Source organism: Nonomuraea sp. NPDC049646, assembly GCF_044465525.1.
In the GTDB taxonomy this organism is placed as follows: Bacteria; Actinomycetota; Actinomycetes; order Streptosporangiales; family Streptosporangiaceae; genus Nonomuraea.
In genome coordinates, this window is record NZ_JBITLU010000016.1 from 110,661 (window position 1) to 128,583 (window position 17,923).

Consider the following 17,923-nt stretch of genomic DNA (forward strand, 5'->3'; position numbering starts at 1 on the left):
GGTCACATTAGCGGCCGCTGCCGCCGCCGGGCATCCGGATTAACAGCTCCACGGCCGCGAGCACGTCGTTCACCGTGAGGTCCGCCGGGGGAGCCGCCGCGCCGGTCCCGCGGTCGATCCAGATCGTTCGCAGACCGGCCGCGCGTCCGCCCGCGATGTCCTTGTCGGGATCGTCGCCCACCATCCATCCGCCCGCCGGGACGGCTCCGCACCGGTCGGCGGCGATCCGGAACAGCCGCTCGCCGGGTTTGCACACGCCCTCCGCGCCGGAGATCGCCCACCCGTCCACCCGCTCGGCCAGCCCGGTACGCCGGATCTTGCCCGTCTGGTTGTCGGCCATCCCGTTCGTCACGATCCCGACCGCCCAGCCCGCCGCCCGCAGCCGGTCGAGCCCCGCCAGCACCTCGGCACGGCACTCCACCAGCCACGGCAGCCTGGCCCGGTAGGCCCGCCACAGCTCCTCGACGGGCTCGGTCAGCGCGAAGCGCTCACGTACGCGGGCGAAGAAGGCGTCCATCGGCACGGAGCCGTCGGCGTCCAGCCGTACCAGCCAGTCCGCGGCGTCCGGGCCCAGGCCGCGCCCCTCGGCGAACTCGGCCGCCCACAGCCGGAACGCGGCCAGCCGGTCGATCAGCGTGTTGTCCAGGTCGAACAGCACGAGCGGGCGGTCGTCGGGAAGGCGCGGGCCGGAGCCCGCGCCGCGGCCGGTCAGCGAAGCTCGCGCTTGAGGATCTTGCCCGTGGCCGTCATCGGCAGGGCGTCGCGGAACTCGACGATCCTCGGGTACTTGTAGGCCGCCATGTTCTCCTTGGCCCAGGCGATCAGCTCGTCCTCGGTGACCGACGAGCCGGGCGTGCGGATGACGTACGCCTTGACCTCCTCGCCGTGCGACTCGTGCGGGACGCCCACGACCGCCGCCAGCGACACCGCCTCGTGGGTCATGAGCACCTCCTCCAGCTCGCGCGGGTAGACGTTGAAGCCGCCCCGGATGATCATGTCCTTGGCCCGGTCGATGATGGCGTAGTAGCCGTCGGCGTCGCGGGTGGCGATGTCGCCGGTGCGGAACCAGCCGTCCTTGAGCACCTCGGCGGTCGCCTCGGGGCGGCCGTAGTAGCCCTTCATGACGTTGTGGCCGCGGATGGCGATCTCGCCGGGGCCCTCGCCCTCGACCGTCTTCCAGTCGCCCTCGATCAGCTTCATCTCCACGCCCCAGATGGGCGTGCCGATCGTGCCGGGCTTGGTGGGCCGTCCGAGCTGGTTGAAGCTGGCCACGGGGGAGGTCTCGGACAGGCCGTACCCCTCCAGGATGCCGATGCCGAAGGTCTGCTCGAAGTCCTTCAGCACCTCCACCGGCGAGGACGCGCCGCCGGCCACGGCCACCTTCAGGCTGCGCGGCACCTCGACGCCGTCGGCGTGGATCTTCGTGAGCATGCCCCAGTACATCGTCGGGACGCCGGCGAAGGTCGTCACGTTCTCCCTGCGCATGAGCTCCAGGGCCTCGCCCGGCTCGAAGCGCGGCATCAGCACGACCGTCGCGCCGCGCATGAAGGCGGTGTTCATGACGGTCGTCTGGCCGAAGGAGTGGAACAGCGGCAGCACCGCGAGGTAGGTGTCGCCGCCCTCGCTGCGCGGGAACATCCGGTCGCTGATCAGGGCGTTCATCAGCATGTTCTGGTGGCTGAGCTCGGCGCCCTTGGGCTGGCCGGTGGTGCCCGAGGTGTAGAGGATCACGGCGGTGTCCTCGGGGTCGGTCTGCACCGTCTCGAAGTCGGCCGGCACGCCGTTGAGCGCCGCCCACACCGTCTCGCCGTACGGGGACTCGGTGGCCAGCGGGGTGGCGGGCAGCACGAAGAAGTGCTCGCAGCCGTCCGCGGCCTCGAAGCCGGCCTTGCCGCGCTCGCCCAGCGGCAGCTCCGGCGAGCCCTCGAAGCAGAACAGCGCCTTGGCATCGCTGTCGTCGAGGTGGTAGGCGATCTCGCGGCCCTGCAGCAGCACGTTCAGCGGCACCACCGTGGCGCCGGCCTTGAGGATGCCGAAGTAGACGAACGGGAAGTACGGCAGGTTGGGACAGGCCAGCGCCACCTTGTCGCCCTTGCCGATGCCGCGCGACACCAGCAGGTTCGCCACCTGGCGGGCGACAGTGTCGATCATGCCGTACGGCAGGCGCATGTCGCCGAAGACGATCGCCGTGCCGTCGGGGTTGTTTCTGGCGCTGTCCTCCAGGACGACCGACAAGTTGAGCATGAACGCCTTCCTCCTCTGTACGCGCTTGCCCGCCATCTTGGCACCAGCCCATACCGACCGGTAGGGCGAATTTCATTCGGCCCTGCTGCGGCCCGCTGAACGCGGGCCGCAGTAGGTAACAGAGGTTACAGATGCATATGGACGCGCCAGCTCACCTGGAGTAAGCAAGTGACAGGTTACTTAGCCCCCTGGAGTGCTCATGCAGTACGACTACGTGATCGTCGGAGCGGGGTCCGCCGGGTGCGTGCTGGCCAACCGGCTGTCGGCGGACCCGTCGGTGTCGGTGGCGCTGGTCGAGGCGGGCGGGCATGACGACAAGCTGGAGATCCGCATGCCCGCGGGCTTCGCCAAGCTGTTCAAGACCGACTACGACTGGAACTTCACGACGGCCAAGCAGGGCGAGATGTCCGGCCGCGAGCTCTACTGGCCGCGCGGCCGGGTGATCGGCGGCTCGTCCTCGCTCAACGCGCAGATGTGGGTGCGCGGCTGCCAGGAGGACTACGACCAGTGGGGGGTGCCCGGCTGGACGTACGAGGAGGTCCTGCCGTACTTCACCAGGGCCGAGCAGCGCGTCGGCAGCAACCACGGCGGCGTCTACGGCACCTCCGGCCCGCTCTACGTCTCCGAGCTGCGCAGCCCCAACGTCACCACGGCGGCCTTCCTGCGGGCCTGCGAGGAGCTGGGCCTGACCCGGCTGGCGGAGCTGAACGGCCGCTCCAACGAGGGCTACTGCCCCACCCCCGTCACCCAGAACCGCGGCCGCAGGTGGAGCGCCGCGGACGCCTACCTGCGCCCGGCCGCCGCCCGGCCGAACCTCACCGTGCTCACCGGCGCGACCGTGGACCGCGTGGTGTTCGAGGGCAACCGGGCCGTCGGCATCGAGCACAGCGGCGGCACCCTGGTCAGAGCGGCCAAGGAGGTCGTCCTGTCGGCGGGGACGATCGGCTCGCCGTACCTGCTGATGCGCTCCGGGGTGGGCGCGGCCGACGAGCTGCGCGACGCGGGGGTGCCGCTCGTGCGCGAGCTGCCCGAGGTCGGCAAGAACCTCCAGGACCACCTCGCCTCCGGCGTGTACGTCGAGTGCAAGGAGCCGGTGACGCTGACCAAGGCCGAGTCCCTGGTGAACCTGCTGCGCTACATCGTGCTGCGCTCGGGCATGCTGACCACGAACGTCGGCGAGGCGGTCGCCTTCGTCAGGACCTCGGCCGAGGAGCCCGCCCCCGACATCGAGCTGGTCTTCGCCCCCGGCCCGTTCGTCGACCACGGGCTCACCCCGCCGACCGGCCACGGCCTGACCGTCGGGGTCGTGCTGCTGCAGCCGGAGAGCCGCGGCCGGGTCGGGCTGAGCGGGCGCGACGTGCTGATCGACCCCGGCTACCTGAGCGCGGAGGCCGACGTCAAGCGCCTGGTCGCCGGGCTGAAGACGGCCAAGCAGGTGTTCGCGACGAGCGCGATGAAGCGGTACGCGGGCGGCCCGATGGCGCCGTACTGGGGGCCGGAGAGCGACGAGGAGCTGGCCCAGTGGGTGCGCGAACGCGGCGAGACGCTCTATCACCCGGTCGGCACCTGCCGGATGGGCGTCGATGAGGGGTCGGTCGTGGACCCGTCGCTGCGGGTGCGCGGCCTCGACGGGCTCAGGGTGGTGGACGTGTCCGTCATGCCGACGCTCAACCGCGGCCACACGCACGCCCCGGCGATCATGATCGGCGAGAAGGGCTCAGAGCTGATCCTGGGGAGCCGGTAGCCGGGCGCCGCGACGCGGCGGACCTTGACGTAAGTGAGCACTTGCCCAAGGCTTGTACGGTATGACGCTCTCCGCGGATCGGGACATCTCGCAGATACCGTTCTGGGGGCTGCCGCAGGAAGACCGCATGGAGGCCTTCCGCCGCCTGCGCCGGCTCGAACGGCCCCTCTTCGTGCCGGAGCAGAGGGTGCCGTTCATCGGCGGCGGCCCCGGCTACCACGCCCTCGTCCGCCACGCCGACGTGACCGAGGCCAGCAGGAACGCGGCCGTCTTCAGCAGCGAGCCGTGCTCCAACAGCATCCCCGACATGCCGCGCTGGCTCAGCGTCTACTTCGGCTCGATGATCAACATGGACGACCCGCGCCACGCCCGCCTGCGCCGGATCGTCTCCAGGGCCTTCACCCCGCGCATCCTGTCCAAGATGGAGGAGGACCTGGCCAGGGCCGCCGCCGAGATCGTGGACGAGGCGATCGAGCAGGGTCCGGGGGACTTCGTGGCGCAGGTCGCCGCCCGGCTCCCGGTACGGGTCATCTGCGACATGATGGGGATTCCACCGAAATTTCATGACCTGGTGTTGCGGCGGACCAACGTCATCCTCGGCAACGCCGACCCCGAGTACACCGGCATCGACCCGAGCTTCAGCCGCGTCAACGTCGCCCGCGGCCTGGCCAAGCTGCTGCGCGCCGGCTACTCGCTGAACCGGATGGCCGCCCGCCTCGGCGACGAGCGCCGCAAGCGCCCGACCGGCGACCTGGTCAGCCTGCTCGTGGGCGGCGAGGAGCGGCTCAGCCCGCAGGAGCTGGGGTCGTTCTTCATCCTGCTGGTGGTGGCCGGCAGCGAGACCACCCGCAACGCCATCGCCTACGGGCTGAAGCTGTTCACCGACCATCCCGGCCAGCGGGAACTGCTGCTGGCCGACTTCGACGCGCGCGTCGGCCGGGCGTGCGACGAGATCGTGCGCTACGCGACCCCGGTGATCCAGTTCCGCCGCACGCTGACCCGGGACCACGAGATGAACGGCGTGCCGTACAAGAAGGGCGACAAGGTGCTGCTCTTCTACAACTCGGCCAACCGCGACGAGTCCGTCTTCACCGACCCGGACGTCTTCGACATCACCCGCGACCCCAACCCGCACGTCGGCTTCGGCGGCCCGGGGCCGCACTACTGCCTGGGCGCCCACCTGGCACGCCGGGAGATGAGCGTGATGTTCCGCGAGCTGTTCACCCGCCTGCCCGGCATCAGGACGACCGGCGAGCCCGACTTCCTGCTGTCGAACTTCATCAACGGCATCAAGCACCTGCCGTACACGTTCTGACCGCCTCGGCCAGGCCGTCGTCCGGGCCGCGCCAGGCCACGAACCCGTCGGGCCGCACCAGCACGGTCCCGTACGGCCAGCCGTCCACCACGTGCACCGGGACGCCCGGGTCGGGCACCGGCGCGCCGGTGAACACGCTGAAATCGGGCCCGACCAGGTCGAGGCTGGACCGCTCGCCGATCCACACGTGCGGCAGCCGCGAGCCGGGCGAGCCGTCGAGGCAGAGCGTCACGTCCTCGGTGGAGGGCAGGCCGTCGACCGCCGAGGCGCCGCCGTACCGGTAGCCGACGTGCACGATCGGGGCGTTCACCGCGCCCGCCGCCGCCCTGAGCCGGACGGCCTCGGGGCCGGAGTCGAAATGCATCCGCAGGTCACGCATCCGCAGCCGCGACTGCTCCAGCGCCAGCAGCGCGACCGGCCGCCGCTCGTCGTGGTAGGTGTCCAGCAGCGCGGGCGCCGACCGGCCGGCCAGCACGCGGGCCAGCTTCCAGGCCAGGTTGTGGGCGTCGGCGACGCCCGTGTTCAGCCCGAACGCGCCGGTCGGCGGCACGGCGTGCGCCGCGTCGCCGGCCAGGAAGACGCGCCCCTCGCCGAACCGGTCGGCCACCTGGCCGCGGGCCCGCCAGCCGAGCACGCTGACGATCTCGACCTTCAGCCCGGGGTCGCCGATCGCGGTCCTGATCAGGTCGGGGCTCGGTTCCTGGGCGGTGTGGAAGACCCATTCGCTCTCGCCGTCGATCGCCATGAGCATGCCGGGGGCGTCGGGGGTGGTGATCTCGGCGAGCGCGAAGCAGTACCCGTCGGTCAGGTGGCTCAGGTCGGCGTGGAACATGACGTTGTGCAGCTCGGGGCCGAGCGTGCCGGGGCCGGTCACGCCGATGCCGAGCGCCGCGCGCACCCCGCTGCGCACGCCGTCCGCGGCGATCACGTAGCGGGCGCGCAGGGTGCGGGTCCCGTCCGGGCGGGACACGACCGCGGTCACGCCGTCGGCGTCCTGCTCCAGGGAGAGCAGTTCGGTGTCGTACGCGACGTGCGCGCCGCGCTCGCGGGCGGCGTCGAGCAGCACCCGGTCCAGCCGGTTCTGCGGACATATGCCGCGCAGCCGGGCCGGGCTGTAGGCCGCCGTGTCGAACATCCGCGTCCGGGCGGGCAGGCCGGCCGCGATCGCGGCGAGGTCGGCGCCGGCCAACGTGTCAACGGTGATCTTGCCGAGGGTCGCGTTCGTCATGTCGATGGCCACCTCGTCCACCGCCCGTTCAAGACCGGCCTCGCGGAGCAGCTCGACCGTGCGCGGGCCGATGCCGGTGGCGCGGGGGTGCGCCCGCGGGCCGGGCTCGCGCTCGACGACCAGGGCGGGCACGCCGTGGCGGGCGAGGAACACGGCTCCGCTCAGCCCGACGCTGCCGCCGCCGACGATCACGACGTCGGCACCTTGTGGGAACACTGTTTCCGTCATGGGAACACTGTAACCACAGGCGTACGATGAAGGCCAGAGGGGGGAGCCGGATGTCACTGGTGTGGAGTCGCGAGCCGTACGCGCCGAAGCGTCACGCCCTGAGCGTCGAGGCGATCGTGCGGGCCGCGATCGCGGTGGCCGACGCCGAGGGCCTCGGCGCTGTGTCCATGCGCCGGGTGGCGAACGAGGTCAAGTCGGGCACCACCTCGCTCTACCGCTACCTGGAGAACCGCGACGAGCTGCTCGACCTCATGGTCGACGCGGTGTGGGGCGAGGGCGAGCCCGGCCCGCTCACCGGGGACTGGCGGGCCGATCTCGCCGGGGTGGCCCGCGACCAGCGCGCGGGCCTGCTGCGCCATCCGTGGCTGGCCGCGCTGATGACGAGCAGGCCGGTGCTCGGGCCCAACTCGCTGCGGCGGGTGGAGCACGCGCTGTCCGCGGCCCGGCCGCTGACCTCCGACATCACCCGGGCCGCCGCCGTGATCGGGGTGATCGGCGACTACGTGCTCGGCGCGGTGGCCAAGGAGCTGGCCGAGCAGGAGGCGCTGCGCCGTACCGGGCTGTCGGAGCAGGAGTGGCGGGTCTCGATCGGCCCCTACATCCGCCAGGTGATGGCCACCGGCGCCTACCCGGAGTTCAACCGCCGGGTGGTGGAGGCCGACGACCTCAGCTTCGCCGACCAGTTCGAGTTCGGGCTGGAGTGCCTCCTTCGGGGGCTCGCGGAGCGAACCCGCTGAGCAGCGCCGCCACGGCCAGGTCGAAGCGCTCCCGGTGGTCCTGCGGCGTGCCGAGGCCGTCGGCGACCGCCCGCGCCAGCACCGGATAGTCCGCCAGGTCCAGGTCGGGCTGCCGCGGGCTGTCCGGCCCCGCCTCGGCCAGGGTGTGCCCGATCACGAACGTCGACACCGCGTTGATGACGTGCAGCGCCTCCTTGGCGGTGAAGCCCGCCCGGGTCAGCGCGGCGGCGGCGCCTTCGACCATGCCCAGGGCTCCGGGCGTGGCCACCGGCCGGATCGCGACCACCGGCATCAGCGCGGGATGCCGTAGCAGCTCGGCCCTGATCGACTCGGCGAACGCCCGCATCCAGGCCCGCCAGTCGCCGGAGGGCTCGATCGTGACGCGGGAGAGCACCAGCTCGACCAGCCCGTCGAGGACCGCGTCCTTGTTCGGCACGTAGTAGTAGAGCGTCATCGCCTCGACGCCCAGCTCCTTGCCCAGCTTGCGCATGGACAGCCCGGCCGCGCCCTCGCGGTCGAGGAGTTCGAGCGCCGCCTCCAGCACCCGCTCCCTTGACATCCGCTCTCTCATACACCGTAAGATACTCCCGTCTTACACCGTAAGAGAGAGGGTCCGACCGTGATCGCCGACTTCTTCGCCGCCGTCAACGAACGCCGCCTCGACGATCTGGGCGCTTACCTGGCACCCGACGTCGTCGACCACAACAAGATCATTTTTGGCGAGCCGGACGAGCCCGGCGCCGCCTTCGAGGGCATCCGGATGCAGCTCGACGCGTTCGACCCGTTCCACATCGAGGTCGAGGAGGTCGTCGCCGAGGGGGACAAGCTGGTCGCCCGGATCCGCATGACCGGCACGCACTCCGGCACCCACCCGCGCATGCCCACGCCCACCGGGCGCAGCTTCGAGGTCGAGGCGATCTTCCTGGTCACCCTGCGGGAGGGGCGGATCAGCGAGATCCGCGCGGTCAGCGACCGGCTGGGCCTGTTCCTCCAGCTGGGCTGGGACTGGCCGGAGACCGACTGACTCGCCTGCCCGGCAGGACGGCGGGACGATCGTCACGGCGGTCAGGTCCACCACCGCGAGCACGATGGTCGGTGAGGCGGGAGCGAGGACCATGCCTGGTCCTCACGATGAAAGGGCCCCTTGCGCAGTGGTGCTCCCGGAAGGGGGCGAATGCTAGGTTTCGCAGTCATGGAGATCAGGACGATCCACGCCAACGGTGTGGAGTTCGCGTATCTGACCGTGGGGGAGGGGCCGCTGGCGTTGTGCCTGCACGGGTTCCCCGACACCGCGCACACCTGGCGGCACCTGATGCCCGAGCTGGCCGGACGCGGCTACCGCGCGGTCGCGCCGTTCAGCCGCGGCTACGCGCCCACCGAGATCCCGGCCGACGGCGCGTACGAGGAGGCGGCCCTGGTCGCCGACGTGCGCGCGCTGCACGAGGAGCTCGGCGGCGACGAGAACGCGGTGATCGTCGGGCACGACTGGGGGGCCTTCCCCGCCTACGCCCTGGCCGGGCGCTTCCGCCGGGCGGTCGCGCTCGCGGTGCCGCCGCCGGGTGCGCAGCTTCCCGGGCTGCTGGCGTACGAGCAGCTCAAGCGGTCGTTCTACATCTTCCTGTTCCAGACCGTGCTGGCCGAGCCGGCCGCCGCCGACCCGGCCTTCCTCGACCGGCTGTGGCGGGACTGGTCGCCCGGCCACGACCCGGCCGAGGACCTGGCGTTCGTCCGGCGCAGCCTGGGGGAGCCCGCCAACATGGCGGCGGCCATCGGGTACTACCGCGCCGCGCTCGGCACCACGCCCCCCTCGGGCCGCTACCCGGACGTCGACCCCGCCACCGCGGGCCCGGTCCTGTACCTGCACGGCGAGCGGGACGGGTGCATGGGCGCGGAGATGGCCAAGGACGCGGCCGGCAGCCTGCCGCCGGGGTCGCGGGTCGAGCTGGTGGCGGACGCGGGCCACTTCCTGCACCTGGAGCGACCCGCGGAGGTCAACCGCCTCATCCTCGACTGGCTCGGCCCCGCCACCTGACCGCATCGATCACGGTGAGCCGACCGGCTCGGCCCTCCTGACCAGGGCGATCACCGGGAGCCGGCCGGCTGCCGTCCTTCCTCCTGATTGCGGGGATCATCGGGTGGTGCCTCGTCAGATCCGGCCCCGCCGGCTGAGCACGGTGATCAGCGGGTGGCGGCCGGACAGGCTCACCCGGATCGCCTGCTCGACCGCGAACCCGCGTGGCGTGCCCGCCGGTGTCCCGCCGGCGCCGGGATCGTCGTGGAGCAGTGCGACGGCCAGGCCGCCGGGTTCCAGCACCCGCCGCACCTCCCGCCACAACGGGTCCAGGCCGGGCCCGAGCAGGCCGCGCGGCGGCACCTGACGTCCCCAGGGCGGGTTCACCAGCACCCGCCGCACGCTTCCGTCCGCCACCGGGAGCCGTCCGGCGTCGGCGAGCCCCCAGCGGAACGGGCCCGGCGCGCCCGGCGGAAGGGCGGCCCGCGCGTTCGCGGCGGCCGCGGCGACGGCGGCCGGGTCCCGATCGAACCCCACAAACCCGACAAATCCGGAAAGCCCCACGGATCCGGCGAAGCCGGTGGAGTCGGGGTGTGGTGGGAGTGTCAGGGCGTGGGCCTCGATGAGGGGGGTGCCCGCACCGCAGCAGGGGTCGAGCACGACGCCGTGGAAGCCCTCCGCGCCCACCCCGGCGAGCTGGGCCATCGCGGCGGCCAGCGGCGGGTGCAGCGTGCCCGGGATCGAGGCCGTCTTGTACGGCCTGCGGTGCAGCGGACGGTCACCGGCCCGCCGGGCGATGACCGCCTGGTCGCCCTCGATCGTCACCCGCCACGCCGTCGCCCCCGCGGGCGGCCGGCCGCCGTCGCGCCGGGAGTGGTAGCGCAGCCGCCAGGACCGGGCCAGCTCGGTCCCGACGGCGTCCTCGATCTCGTGCCTGGTGTAGTTGCGGCGTCCCACGAACGAGGCCGAGACCTCGACGTCGGGGCCGCCGGGCGGGCCGAGGTCGAGCCCGCGGGCCGCCCGCGCCAGCCGGGCGAGCGCGGAGCGGCCGTGGCCGACCCCGTCCACCACGGCCGCGGCCAGCAGTACGTCGTCCGCGGTGCGCAATCCCAGGAGCCCGGCGCCGGGCCGGACCTCGAACCACACCTCCCGATGGCGGACGCCGACGACGGCCCCGAGACGGGCACGCCGGATCTCCGCCGCGACCAGGGGTTCGGTGCCACGCACCGCCCTGGCCACCGCCAAGGTGAGCAACTGTCCTTCTCCCACGTAGCGACCCGGGACGGCGGCAGGCCGCCCCGCATCGCCGGCGGTGGGTCAGCCCACGGCCCGCCGGCGGATCGCTAGCCGAGCAGGAAGAAGAACGTCATGCGCGGCACCCTACAAAAGCCCCGACCGCACGGGCCACCGGTTTTCCCGGCAACCACGTACGGTGTACGTCGAACCCATTGACGTAAGTGGTCGCTTTCCCAATGATTGCCCTATGACCGTCCTGGACTTCGACCTTTCGGACCGGAACTTCTGGGCCAGGCCCATGAGCGAGCGCGAGGCGGCGTTCGACCGGTTGCGCGCCCGCGAGACGCCGGCCTTCTTCGAGGAGATGGAGATGGCCGTCGCGCCCAAGGGGCCCGGCTACTACGCGCTGGCCAGGCACGCCGACATCCTGGAGGCGAGCCGCAACCCCGAGGTCTTCTGCTCCGGCGACGGCGGCGCGACGAACATCCCCGACATGCCCGCCGAGTTCACCGAGTACTTCGGCTCCATGATCAACATGGACGACCCCCGGCACGCCCGGCTGCGCAGGATCGTCTCCCGCGCGTTCACCCCCAAGATGATCAAACAGTTCGAGTCGGACGTCGATGCCGCCGCCGTGCGCATCGTCGACGACCTGGTGGCCGCCGGTCCGGGCGGCGACTTCGTCACCGACGTGGCCGCGCGCCTTCCGCTCAAGATCATCTGCGACATGATGGGCATCCCCGAGCGCGACTACCGGTTCGTCTTCGACCGCTCGAACATCATCCTCGGCGGCTTCGACCCCGAGTACACCGGCGGCGACCTCGACCAGCTCGCCACCCGTCTGCTCACCGCCGGGATGGAGCTGCAGCAGCTCGTCCAGGACCTCGCCGCCCACCGCACCGCCAACCCCACCAACGACCTGACGTCCTCGCTGGTCAACGCCAACATCGACGGCGAGCGGCTGACGATGCAGGAGCTGGGGTCGTTCTTCATCCTGCTGGTGGTCGCGGGCAACGAGACGACCAGGAACGCCATCTCCTACGGCCTGCGCCTGCTCACCAAGAACCCCGACCAGCGCGCCCTGTGGCTGGAGGACGTCGAGGGCCGGGCCCCCGGAGCCGTGGAGGAGATCGTCCGGCTGGCCTCGCCGGTGAACTTCATGCGCCGCAAGGTCACCCGCGACCACGAGATGAACGGCCACCTCTACCGCGCCGGCGAGAAGGTGGTGCTGTTCTACTGGGCGGCGAACCGGGACGAGCGGGTGTTCGCCGACCCGTACCGCTTCGACATCACCCGCCACCCCAACCCGCACGTCGGCTTCGGCGGGCCGGGGCCGCACTTCTGCCTCGGCGCCCACCTGGCCCGGCGGGAGATCACGGTGATGTTCCGCGAGCTGCTGCGCCGGGTGCCGCACATCGAGGGCGGCAGGCCCGACCGCCTGCACTCCTCGTTCATCAACGGGATCAAGCACATGGAGTGCACGTTCTGAGCCGGGCGCGGCGGCGCCCGGGGCTCAGGACTGCGTGGTCAGCTTGAGCTGGTTCATCACGGTACGGATGTCCGGCAGGAGCTGCTTGCCCTCGTCCGGGATCGACACGAACACGATGGCGGGCACGCTGCCGCCGGTGTTGACCGCCATCGTGACGATCGTGGCCTTCTCCGTGCCGGCGGTCATGGCGTACGCGATGAGCCGGCCGGTGGAGGCGCCCACCTTGATCGGCTGCTGGGCGATCTTCCTGACCTTGTTGCCGTCGGGGTAGAAGTCCTTGCGGGCCTGGAGCACCATGCGCCGGATGACCGGCTCCAGGTCGTCCTCCTGGTAGAGGGAGGACAGGTTCGCCGGCAGCGGGCCCGACATGACCTGGGCGTACTTGTCGGGCGCGACCTCCGTGTACTGGCGGGTGTCGTAGCCGAACGTGGACTTGACCGTGGCCCGCTGGTCGAGCTGCCAGCTGCCGCCCAGGCGGGGCAGCGAGACCCCGGCCGCCGCGTCCTCGACCCGGCCGGTCACCGGGGACGCCTTGCCCGGGTACTTGGGCAGGGCGGGGATCGTGGTGGAGCGCTTGCCCGTGCCCGCCTTGGTGGGGCCGGCCGAGGCCGCCGGGGAGGCGGCGGTCTTGCCCTCAGGGGGGTCCTCGCCGGCCAGCGGGCCCGCGAGGAAGGCCCACAGCAGCGCCGCGATCAAGGCGATCACGACCGAGCCGCCGAGCGCGTAGATCCAGATGGGCTTGCCCGGCTCGTCGTCCAGGGAGTCGTGGTCGCCGCCCTGGTACTCGTCGCCGAAGACGTTGTTCCAGAGCTCCTGCTGACGGTCGGGGGGCGGGGTGCGCGAGCCGCTGATCTGGCCGGCCGTCACGAAGCGGCGGTCGGGGTCGGAGGGGTCGCGGTTCAGGTTCGAGCCGGGGCGCGGCTGGTCGGGGTGGCCGTCGCCGGGCAGGCCCGGTCCGGCAGGGGGCGCGCCGACGTGGGCCGCCGCGAGCGGGCCCGGGGGCGTCGCGGGGTCGCCCACCATGGTGTCGGCCTGCCGGCCGCCGTACATGACGGTGTGCTCGTCGGCCGGGGCGCCGGGCCCGCCGGGCCCGTCGAGCGGCGACGGCGCGGGCTGGACGGGGGCGTCGAGCGGGCCGGACGCGCGGCCCAGCGTGACCGTGCGGTCCAGCGGGTCGGCGGCGGACGCCGACGGGGCGGGGGCCGGGGCAGGGCTGTTGGGCCAGGGCGCCGGCGTGGACAGGTTGGACCACGCGCCGGGGGACGGCGTCGGCGGCTGCGACCAGGCGGGCACCGGGTCCTGCGGCTGGACCGGCTGCTGCTGCTCCGGCCAGGAGACGGGGACCTCCTGGCGGGTGGCCTCGGGCCGGCCCTGCTCCTGCCGGGGCGCCTCGGGCCAGCCCTGCTCCTGCCGGGGCGGGTCGGGCCAGGACGGCCGCGCCGGCTCCGGCCAGGACGCGTCGCCGCCGCGCTGCCGCCCGCGGGGCTCGTCGTGAGAGGAGCCGCGGGACGAGCCGTCGCGAGCGGAGCCGTTGCGCGGGACGTCGGGCCAGGAGGCGTCGGGACGCGGCGGCTCGGGCCAGGACGGCGCCTGCGGGGCCTCGGGCCAGGACGGCTGGGCCGGGGCGGCCTCCGGCCACGACATCGGCACGCCGGAGGACTCCTGCCCGCTGGACGGCCAGGAGGAAGGCACGTCGTTGCGGACCTCCGGCCAGGACGGTGGCAGGTGCGACGCTCCGGAGCTCGCGGAATTCTCCGTTGCCATTGCTGCCGGCCCTCCCGAGGTTGTGTCCGGATGTGCCGCTATATCCGGATTTGACGTACCAGGCATGATCTCATGGGATTTTCCAGGAGATACGGCTGGTTTCGCAGCGAAACGAGCGAAGCCGTGCGGATCGGTTGGCGGATCCTGCAGTGGCAGGTCGCCCTCCGGTCGATCTGGCTCAGCTGGGTACACCACGCGACGACAGTATTCTAATGGGACATATGAGGTCACAACGGATACATCACCATCAGGTCTCGCTGGACCTGAAGGGTCTATTGTGCCTGCGCCGGTCGCCGGAGTATCTGCATTCCGTCGAAGACGTGCGCTAGGCTTGACACATGCGTTCCGCGACCCTGCTTCTTAGCGGGCCGCGACGGCCCTGAGAGGTCTCGCCGTCGCGGCTACCCCTCGTTGTGCACGAGGGGTTTTCTTATGGGTCCGAGTCAAGCCAGAAGGACAGTAGCCGTGAGTGAGTACGACCCGCAGGCGCTGCAGGCCAAGTGGCAGCAGCGATGGGAGGAACAGGAGCCCTACCGGGCCGGCGAGGACGCGACCGACTCCCGGGAGCGGCGCTACATGCTCGACATGTTCCCCTACCCGTCGGGCGACCTCCACATGGGCCACGGCGAGGTGTTCGCCATCGGCGACGTCGTCGCGCGCTACTGGATGCAGCAGGGCTACAACGTCCTGCACCCGATCGGCTGGGACTCCTTCGGCCTGCCCGCCGAGAACGCCGCGATCAAGCGCAACGCCCATCCCGCCGAGTGGACCTACGCCAACATCGAGACGCAGGCCCACTCCTTCCGGCGCTACGGCATCTCCTTCGACTGGTCGCGCCGCCTGCACACCAGCGACCCGGAGTACTACCGCTGGAACCAGTGGCTGTTCAACCGCTTCTTCGAGCGCGGCCTGGCCTACCGCAAGGGCGGCCTGGTCAACTGGTGCCCGAACGACCAGACGGTGCTGGCCAACGAGCAGGTCGTGGCCGGCAAGTGCGAGCGCTGCGGCGCCGACGTCATCCGCCGCGAGCTGACGCAGTGGTACTTCAAGATCACTGACTACGCCCAGCGCCTGCTGGACGACATGGAGCAGCTCGACGGCTGGCCCGAGCGCCTGCTGACCATGCAGCGCAACTGGATCGGCCGCTCCGAGGGCGCCGACGTGCTGTTCGAGATCGAGGGCCGCGACGAGCCGGTCCACGTCTACACCACGCGCCCCGACACCCTGTACGGCGCCACGTTCTTCGTGGTCGCGGTCGACGCCGCGCTGGCCGACGAGATCGTCACCGACGAGCAGCGCCCGGCGTTCGAGGCCTACCGCGCCGAGGTCGCCAAGCTGAGCGACATCGAGCGCCTGTCCACCGACAAGGAGAAGACCGGCGTCTTCCTGGGCCGCCACGCGGTCAACCCGGTCAGCGGCGAGCGCATCCCGGTCTGGGCGGCCGACTACGTGCTGTCCGACTACGGCCACGGCGCGATCATGGCGGTGCCCGCCCACGACCAGCGCGACCTCGACTTCGCCAGGAAGTTCGAGCTGCCGGTCAGGGTCGTCGTCCACACCGGTCTGGCCGACCCCGGCGAGACCGGCGAGGCCACGCCCGGCGAGGGCACGCTGGTCAACTCCGGCCCCCTCGACGGGCTGACCAAGACCGAGGCCATCGCCAAGATCATCGAGATCCTGGAGGTCGAGGGCCGGGGCGCCGGCGCGGTCAACTTCCGGCTGCGCGACTGGCTGCTGTCCCGTCAGCGCTTCTGGGGCACGCCGATCCCGATCATCCACTGCGCCGACTGCGGCGAGGTGCCCGTCCCCGACGAGCAGCTGCCCGTCACGCTGCCCGACCTGCGCGGCGAGGCGCTGGCGCCCAAGGGCGTCTCCCCGCTGGCCAGCGCCACCGAGTGGGTCAACGTCGAGTGCCCCAAGTGCGGCGGTCCGGCCAAACGCGACACCGACACGATGGACACGTTCGTCGACTCGTCCTGGTACTTCCTGCGGTACACCTCGCCCGGCTACACCGACGGGCCGTTCGACCCCGAGCAGGTGCGCAAGTGGGGCCCGATCGACCAGTACGTCGGCGGCATCGAGCACGCCGTGCTCCACCTGCTGTACTCGCGCTTCTTCACCAAGGTCCTGCACGACATGGGCATGGTGAGCTTCACCGAGCCGTTCCTGCGCATGCTCAACCAGGGGCAGGTGATCAACGGCGGCAAGGCGATGTCGAAGTCCCTGGGCAACGGCATCGACCTGGGCCAGCAGATCGACGCCTACGGCGTCGACGCCGTGCGCCTGACGATGATCTTCGCCGGTCCGCCGGAGGACGACATCGACTGGGCCGACGTCTCGCCGGCCGCCTCGCAGAAGTTCCTGGCCCGCGCGCTGCGCGTGATGTCGGAGGCGACCGCCGAGCCCGGCGTGCCGTTCGAGGGCGGCGACGCCGAGCTGCGCAAGGTCACCCACCGCACGATCGACGAGGTCACCAAGCTGGTCGAGTCGCAGCGCTTCAACGTCGCGGTGGCCCGCATGATGGAGCTGACCTCGGCCGCCCGCAAGGCCATCGACTCCGGTCCCGGCGCGGCCGACCCGGCGGTGCGCGAGGCCGCCGAGTCGCTGGCCGTCATGCTGTCGCTGGTGGCGCCCTACGTCGCCGAGGAGGGCTGGGAGCGCCTGGGCCGCACCGGTCCGGTCGCCTTCGCCGGCTGGCCCGTCGCCGACCCCGCGCTGCTGGTGCGGGAGTCGGTCACGTGCGTGGTGCAGGTGGCGGGCAAGGTGCGCGACCGGCTGGAGGTCGCCCCCGACATCTCCGAGGACGAGCTGCGGGCCCTGGCCCTGGCCTCCGACAAGGTGACCGCCTACCTCCAGGGCACGCCGCGCAAGGTGATCGTGCGCGCGCCCAAGCTGGTCAACATCGTCCCGTAGGCGGCTAGATCCGGCGCAGGGCCGGCAGGAGCTCCTTCTCCGCCCAGTCGAAGAACGGCTCCTGCTGGTCGTGCCCGATCTGCACGAGCGCCACGTGCGTGTACCCGGCGTCGGCGAACTTCTTGACGCCCTGCACGACCGCGTCCAGGTCGTCGCCGCAGGGCACGCTCTCGGCGACGTCCTCGGGGCGTACCGAGCCGGCCGCGGCGGCGAAGTTCACCGGGCCGGGCAGCTCGGCCATGACCTTCCAGCCGCCGACGCCCGACCAGCGCCACAGCCGGTGGGCCCGCTCCTTGGCGGCCTCGGGGTCGGTGTCGTAGGCGATGGGGAGCTGGCCGTAGACCGGCTTGCCCTGCCCGCCCGCGGCGTGGAACTGCTGCACCACCTCGGGCATCGGGTCGTTGATGACCAGCACGTCGCCCAGCTCCGCGGCGATCTCGGCCGACCGGCCGCCGGAGGCGGCGATGCCGATCGGCACCTGCTCGTCCGGCAGGTCGTAGAGCTTGGCGGAGTCGACGTCGAAGAACTCGCCCTGGTAGGTGACGTACTCGCCGCTGAACAGCTCCTTGATGATCTGCACGGCCTCGGCGAACATCCGGTGCCTGGTGTCCACCGGCGGCCAGCCCTCGCCGACGACGTGCTCGTTGAGGTTCTCGCCGGCGCCCAGGCCCAGGGTGAACCTGCCCTCGCTCAGCACCCCCATCGTGGCCGCCTTCTGCGCCACCACGGCCGGGTGGTAGCGCATGATGGGGCAGGTCACGTACGTCATGAGCGGCAGCCGCTCGGTCACCTGCGCCGCCGCGCCCAGCACCGACCAGCAGTACGGCGAGTGGCCCATCTCCTCGATCCACGGGAAGTAGTGGTCGGAGATGACCGCGTAGTCGAAGCCGACGCGCTCGGCGGTGGCGGCGTAGTCCACCAGTTCGCGGGCCGGCGTCTGCTCGGACATCAAGGTGTAGCCGATTTGTACCATGTGGTCGGGCTACCCAGGTTTGTCCGGATTAGGGTCGGGCG

14 protein-coding genes are annotated in these 17,923 nt (G+C 71.7%); 7 read left to right on the forward strand and 7 right to left on the reverse strand.

Going from position 1 to position 17,923, the window contains the following annotated elements:
* Positions 1-7: 7 nt before the first annotated feature.
* Both ACIBQ8_RS38545 and ACIBQ8_RS38550 read right to left on the reverse strand, forming a co-directional pair.
* Positions 8-658, reverse strand: coding sequence for an HAD family hydrolase (locus ACIBQ8_RS38545; RefSeq protein ID WP_397194516.1), 651 nt, complete (start codon positions 656-658; stop codon positions 8-10).
* Between the two features lie 50 nt (positions 659-708).
* Entirely contained in the window at positions 709-2,244 is a 1,536-nt protein-coding gene (locus tag ACIBQ8_RS38550; protein ID WP_397178091.1) for a long-chain fatty acid--CoA ligase, read from the reverse strand.
* 199 nt (positions 2,245-2,443) lie between these two features.
* Between ACIBQ8_RS38550 and ACIBQ8_RS38555 the strand changes: the two genes are divergently transcribed.
* Together ACIBQ8_RS38555 and ACIBQ8_RS38560 are read left to right on the forward strand one after the other, a co-directional pair.
* Complete coding sequence (locus tag ACIBQ8_RS38555) at positions 2,444-3,988, forward strand: GMC family oxidoreductase (RefSeq protein WP_397194517.1); 1,545 nt, start codon at positions 2,444-2,446, stop codon at positions 3,986-3,988.
* A 61-nt stretch (positions 3,989-4,049) separates the two neighbouring features.
* Positions 4,050-5,303 (forward strand): cytochrome P450, encoded by a 1,254-nt coding sequence (locus tag ACIBQ8_RS38560; protein WP_397194518.1) that lies wholly within the window; start codon positions 4,050-4,052, stop codon positions 5,301-5,303.
* On the opposite strand, the gene ACIBQ8_RS38565 is transcribed toward ACIBQ8_RS38560, so the two are convergent.
* On the reverse strand, positions 5,278-6,759 hold the full coding sequence (locus ACIBQ8_RS38565; protein ID WP_397194519.1) for an FAD-dependent oxidoreductase: 1,482 nt from the start codon (positions 6,757-6,759) through the stop codon (positions 5,278-5,280). The two genes, ACIBQ8_RS38560 and ACIBQ8_RS38565, sit on opposite strands and share 26 nt — an antisense overlap.
* 50 nt (positions 6,760-6,809) lie before the next feature.
* Here ACIBQ8_RS38565 and ACIBQ8_RS38570 point away from each other — a divergent pair, with 50 nt between their 5' ends.
* Positions 6,810-7,496, forward strand: a complete 687-nt coding sequence (locus tag ACIBQ8_RS38570; protein ID WP_397178087.1) for a TetR/AcrR family transcriptional regulator C-terminal domain-containing protein — start codon at positions 6,810-6,812, stop codon at positions 7,494-7,496.
* Here the strand turns inward: ACIBQ8_RS38570 and ACIBQ8_RS38575 are convergent.
* A complete protein-coding gene (locus ACIBQ8_RS38575) occupies positions 7,426-8,067 on the reverse strand; it encodes a TetR/AcrR family transcriptional regulator C-terminal domain-containing protein (protein ID WP_397178086.1) in 642 nt (213 codons plus the stop codon). The genes ACIBQ8_RS38570 and ACIBQ8_RS38575 overlap by 71 nt on opposite strands.
* Positions 8,068-8,115: 48 nt before the next feature.
* Here ACIBQ8_RS38575 and ACIBQ8_RS38580 point away from each other — a divergent pair, with 48 nt between their 5' ends.
* A complete protein-coding gene (locus ACIBQ8_RS38580) occupies positions 8,116-8,520 on the forward strand; it encodes an ester cyclase (RefSeq protein ID WP_397178085.1) in 405 nt (134 codons plus the stop codon).
* Positions 8,521-8,670: 150 nt separating this feature from the next.
* Complete coding sequence (locus ACIBQ8_RS38585; protein WP_397194520.1) at positions 8,671-9,528, forward strand: alpha/beta fold hydrolase; 858 nt, start codon at positions 8,671-8,673, stop codon at positions 9,526-9,528.
* Positions 9,529-9,642: 114 nt separating this feature from the next.
* Here ACIBQ8_RS38585 and ACIBQ8_RS38590 read toward each other — a convergent pair whose 3' ends face one another.
* On the reverse strand, positions 9,643-10,761 hold the full coding sequence (locus ACIBQ8_RS38590) for an RNA methyltransferase (RefSeq protein WP_397194521.1): 1,119 nt from the start codon (positions 10,759-10,761) through the stop codon (positions 9,643-9,645).
* 229 nt (positions 10,762-10,990) lie between these two features.
* On the opposite strand from ACIBQ8_RS38590, the gene ACIBQ8_RS38595 reads away from it, so the two are divergent.
* Positions 10,991-12,232: a cytochrome P450 gene (locus ACIBQ8_RS38595; protein ID WP_397178082.1), complete on the forward strand. Its 1,242-nt coding sequence runs from the start codon at positions 10,991-10,993 to the stop codon at positions 12,230-12,232.
* 24 nt (positions 12,233-12,256) lie between these two features.
* On the opposite strand, the gene ACIBQ8_RS38600 is transcribed toward ACIBQ8_RS38595, so the two are convergent.
* Complete coding sequence (locus ACIBQ8_RS38600) at positions 12,257-13,924, reverse strand: hypothetical protein (RefSeq protein ID WP_397194522.1); 1,668 nt, start codon at positions 13,922-13,924, stop codon at positions 12,257-12,259.
* A 504-nt stretch (positions 13,925-14,428) separates the two neighbouring features.
* On the opposite strand from ACIBQ8_RS38600, the gene leuS reads away from it, so the two are divergent.
* Positions 14,429-16,909 (forward strand): leucine--tRNA ligase, encoded by a 2,481-nt coding sequence (gene leuS / locus ACIBQ8_RS38605; RefSeq protein WP_397194523.1) that lies wholly within the window; start codon positions 14,429-14,431, stop codon positions 16,907-16,909.
* A 4-nt stretch (positions 16,910-16,913) separates the two neighbouring features.
* On the opposite strand, the gene ACIBQ8_RS38610 is transcribed toward leuS, so the two are convergent.
* The gene (locus ACIBQ8_RS38610) at positions 16,914-17,882 is read right to left on the reverse strand and encodes a TIGR03557 family F420-dependent LLM class oxidoreductase (protein ID WP_352357816.1); all 969 of its coding nucleotides are present in this window, start codon (positions 17,880-17,882) and stop codon (positions 16,914-16,916) included.
* Between the last annotated feature and the right edge of the window lie 41 nt (positions 17,883-17,923).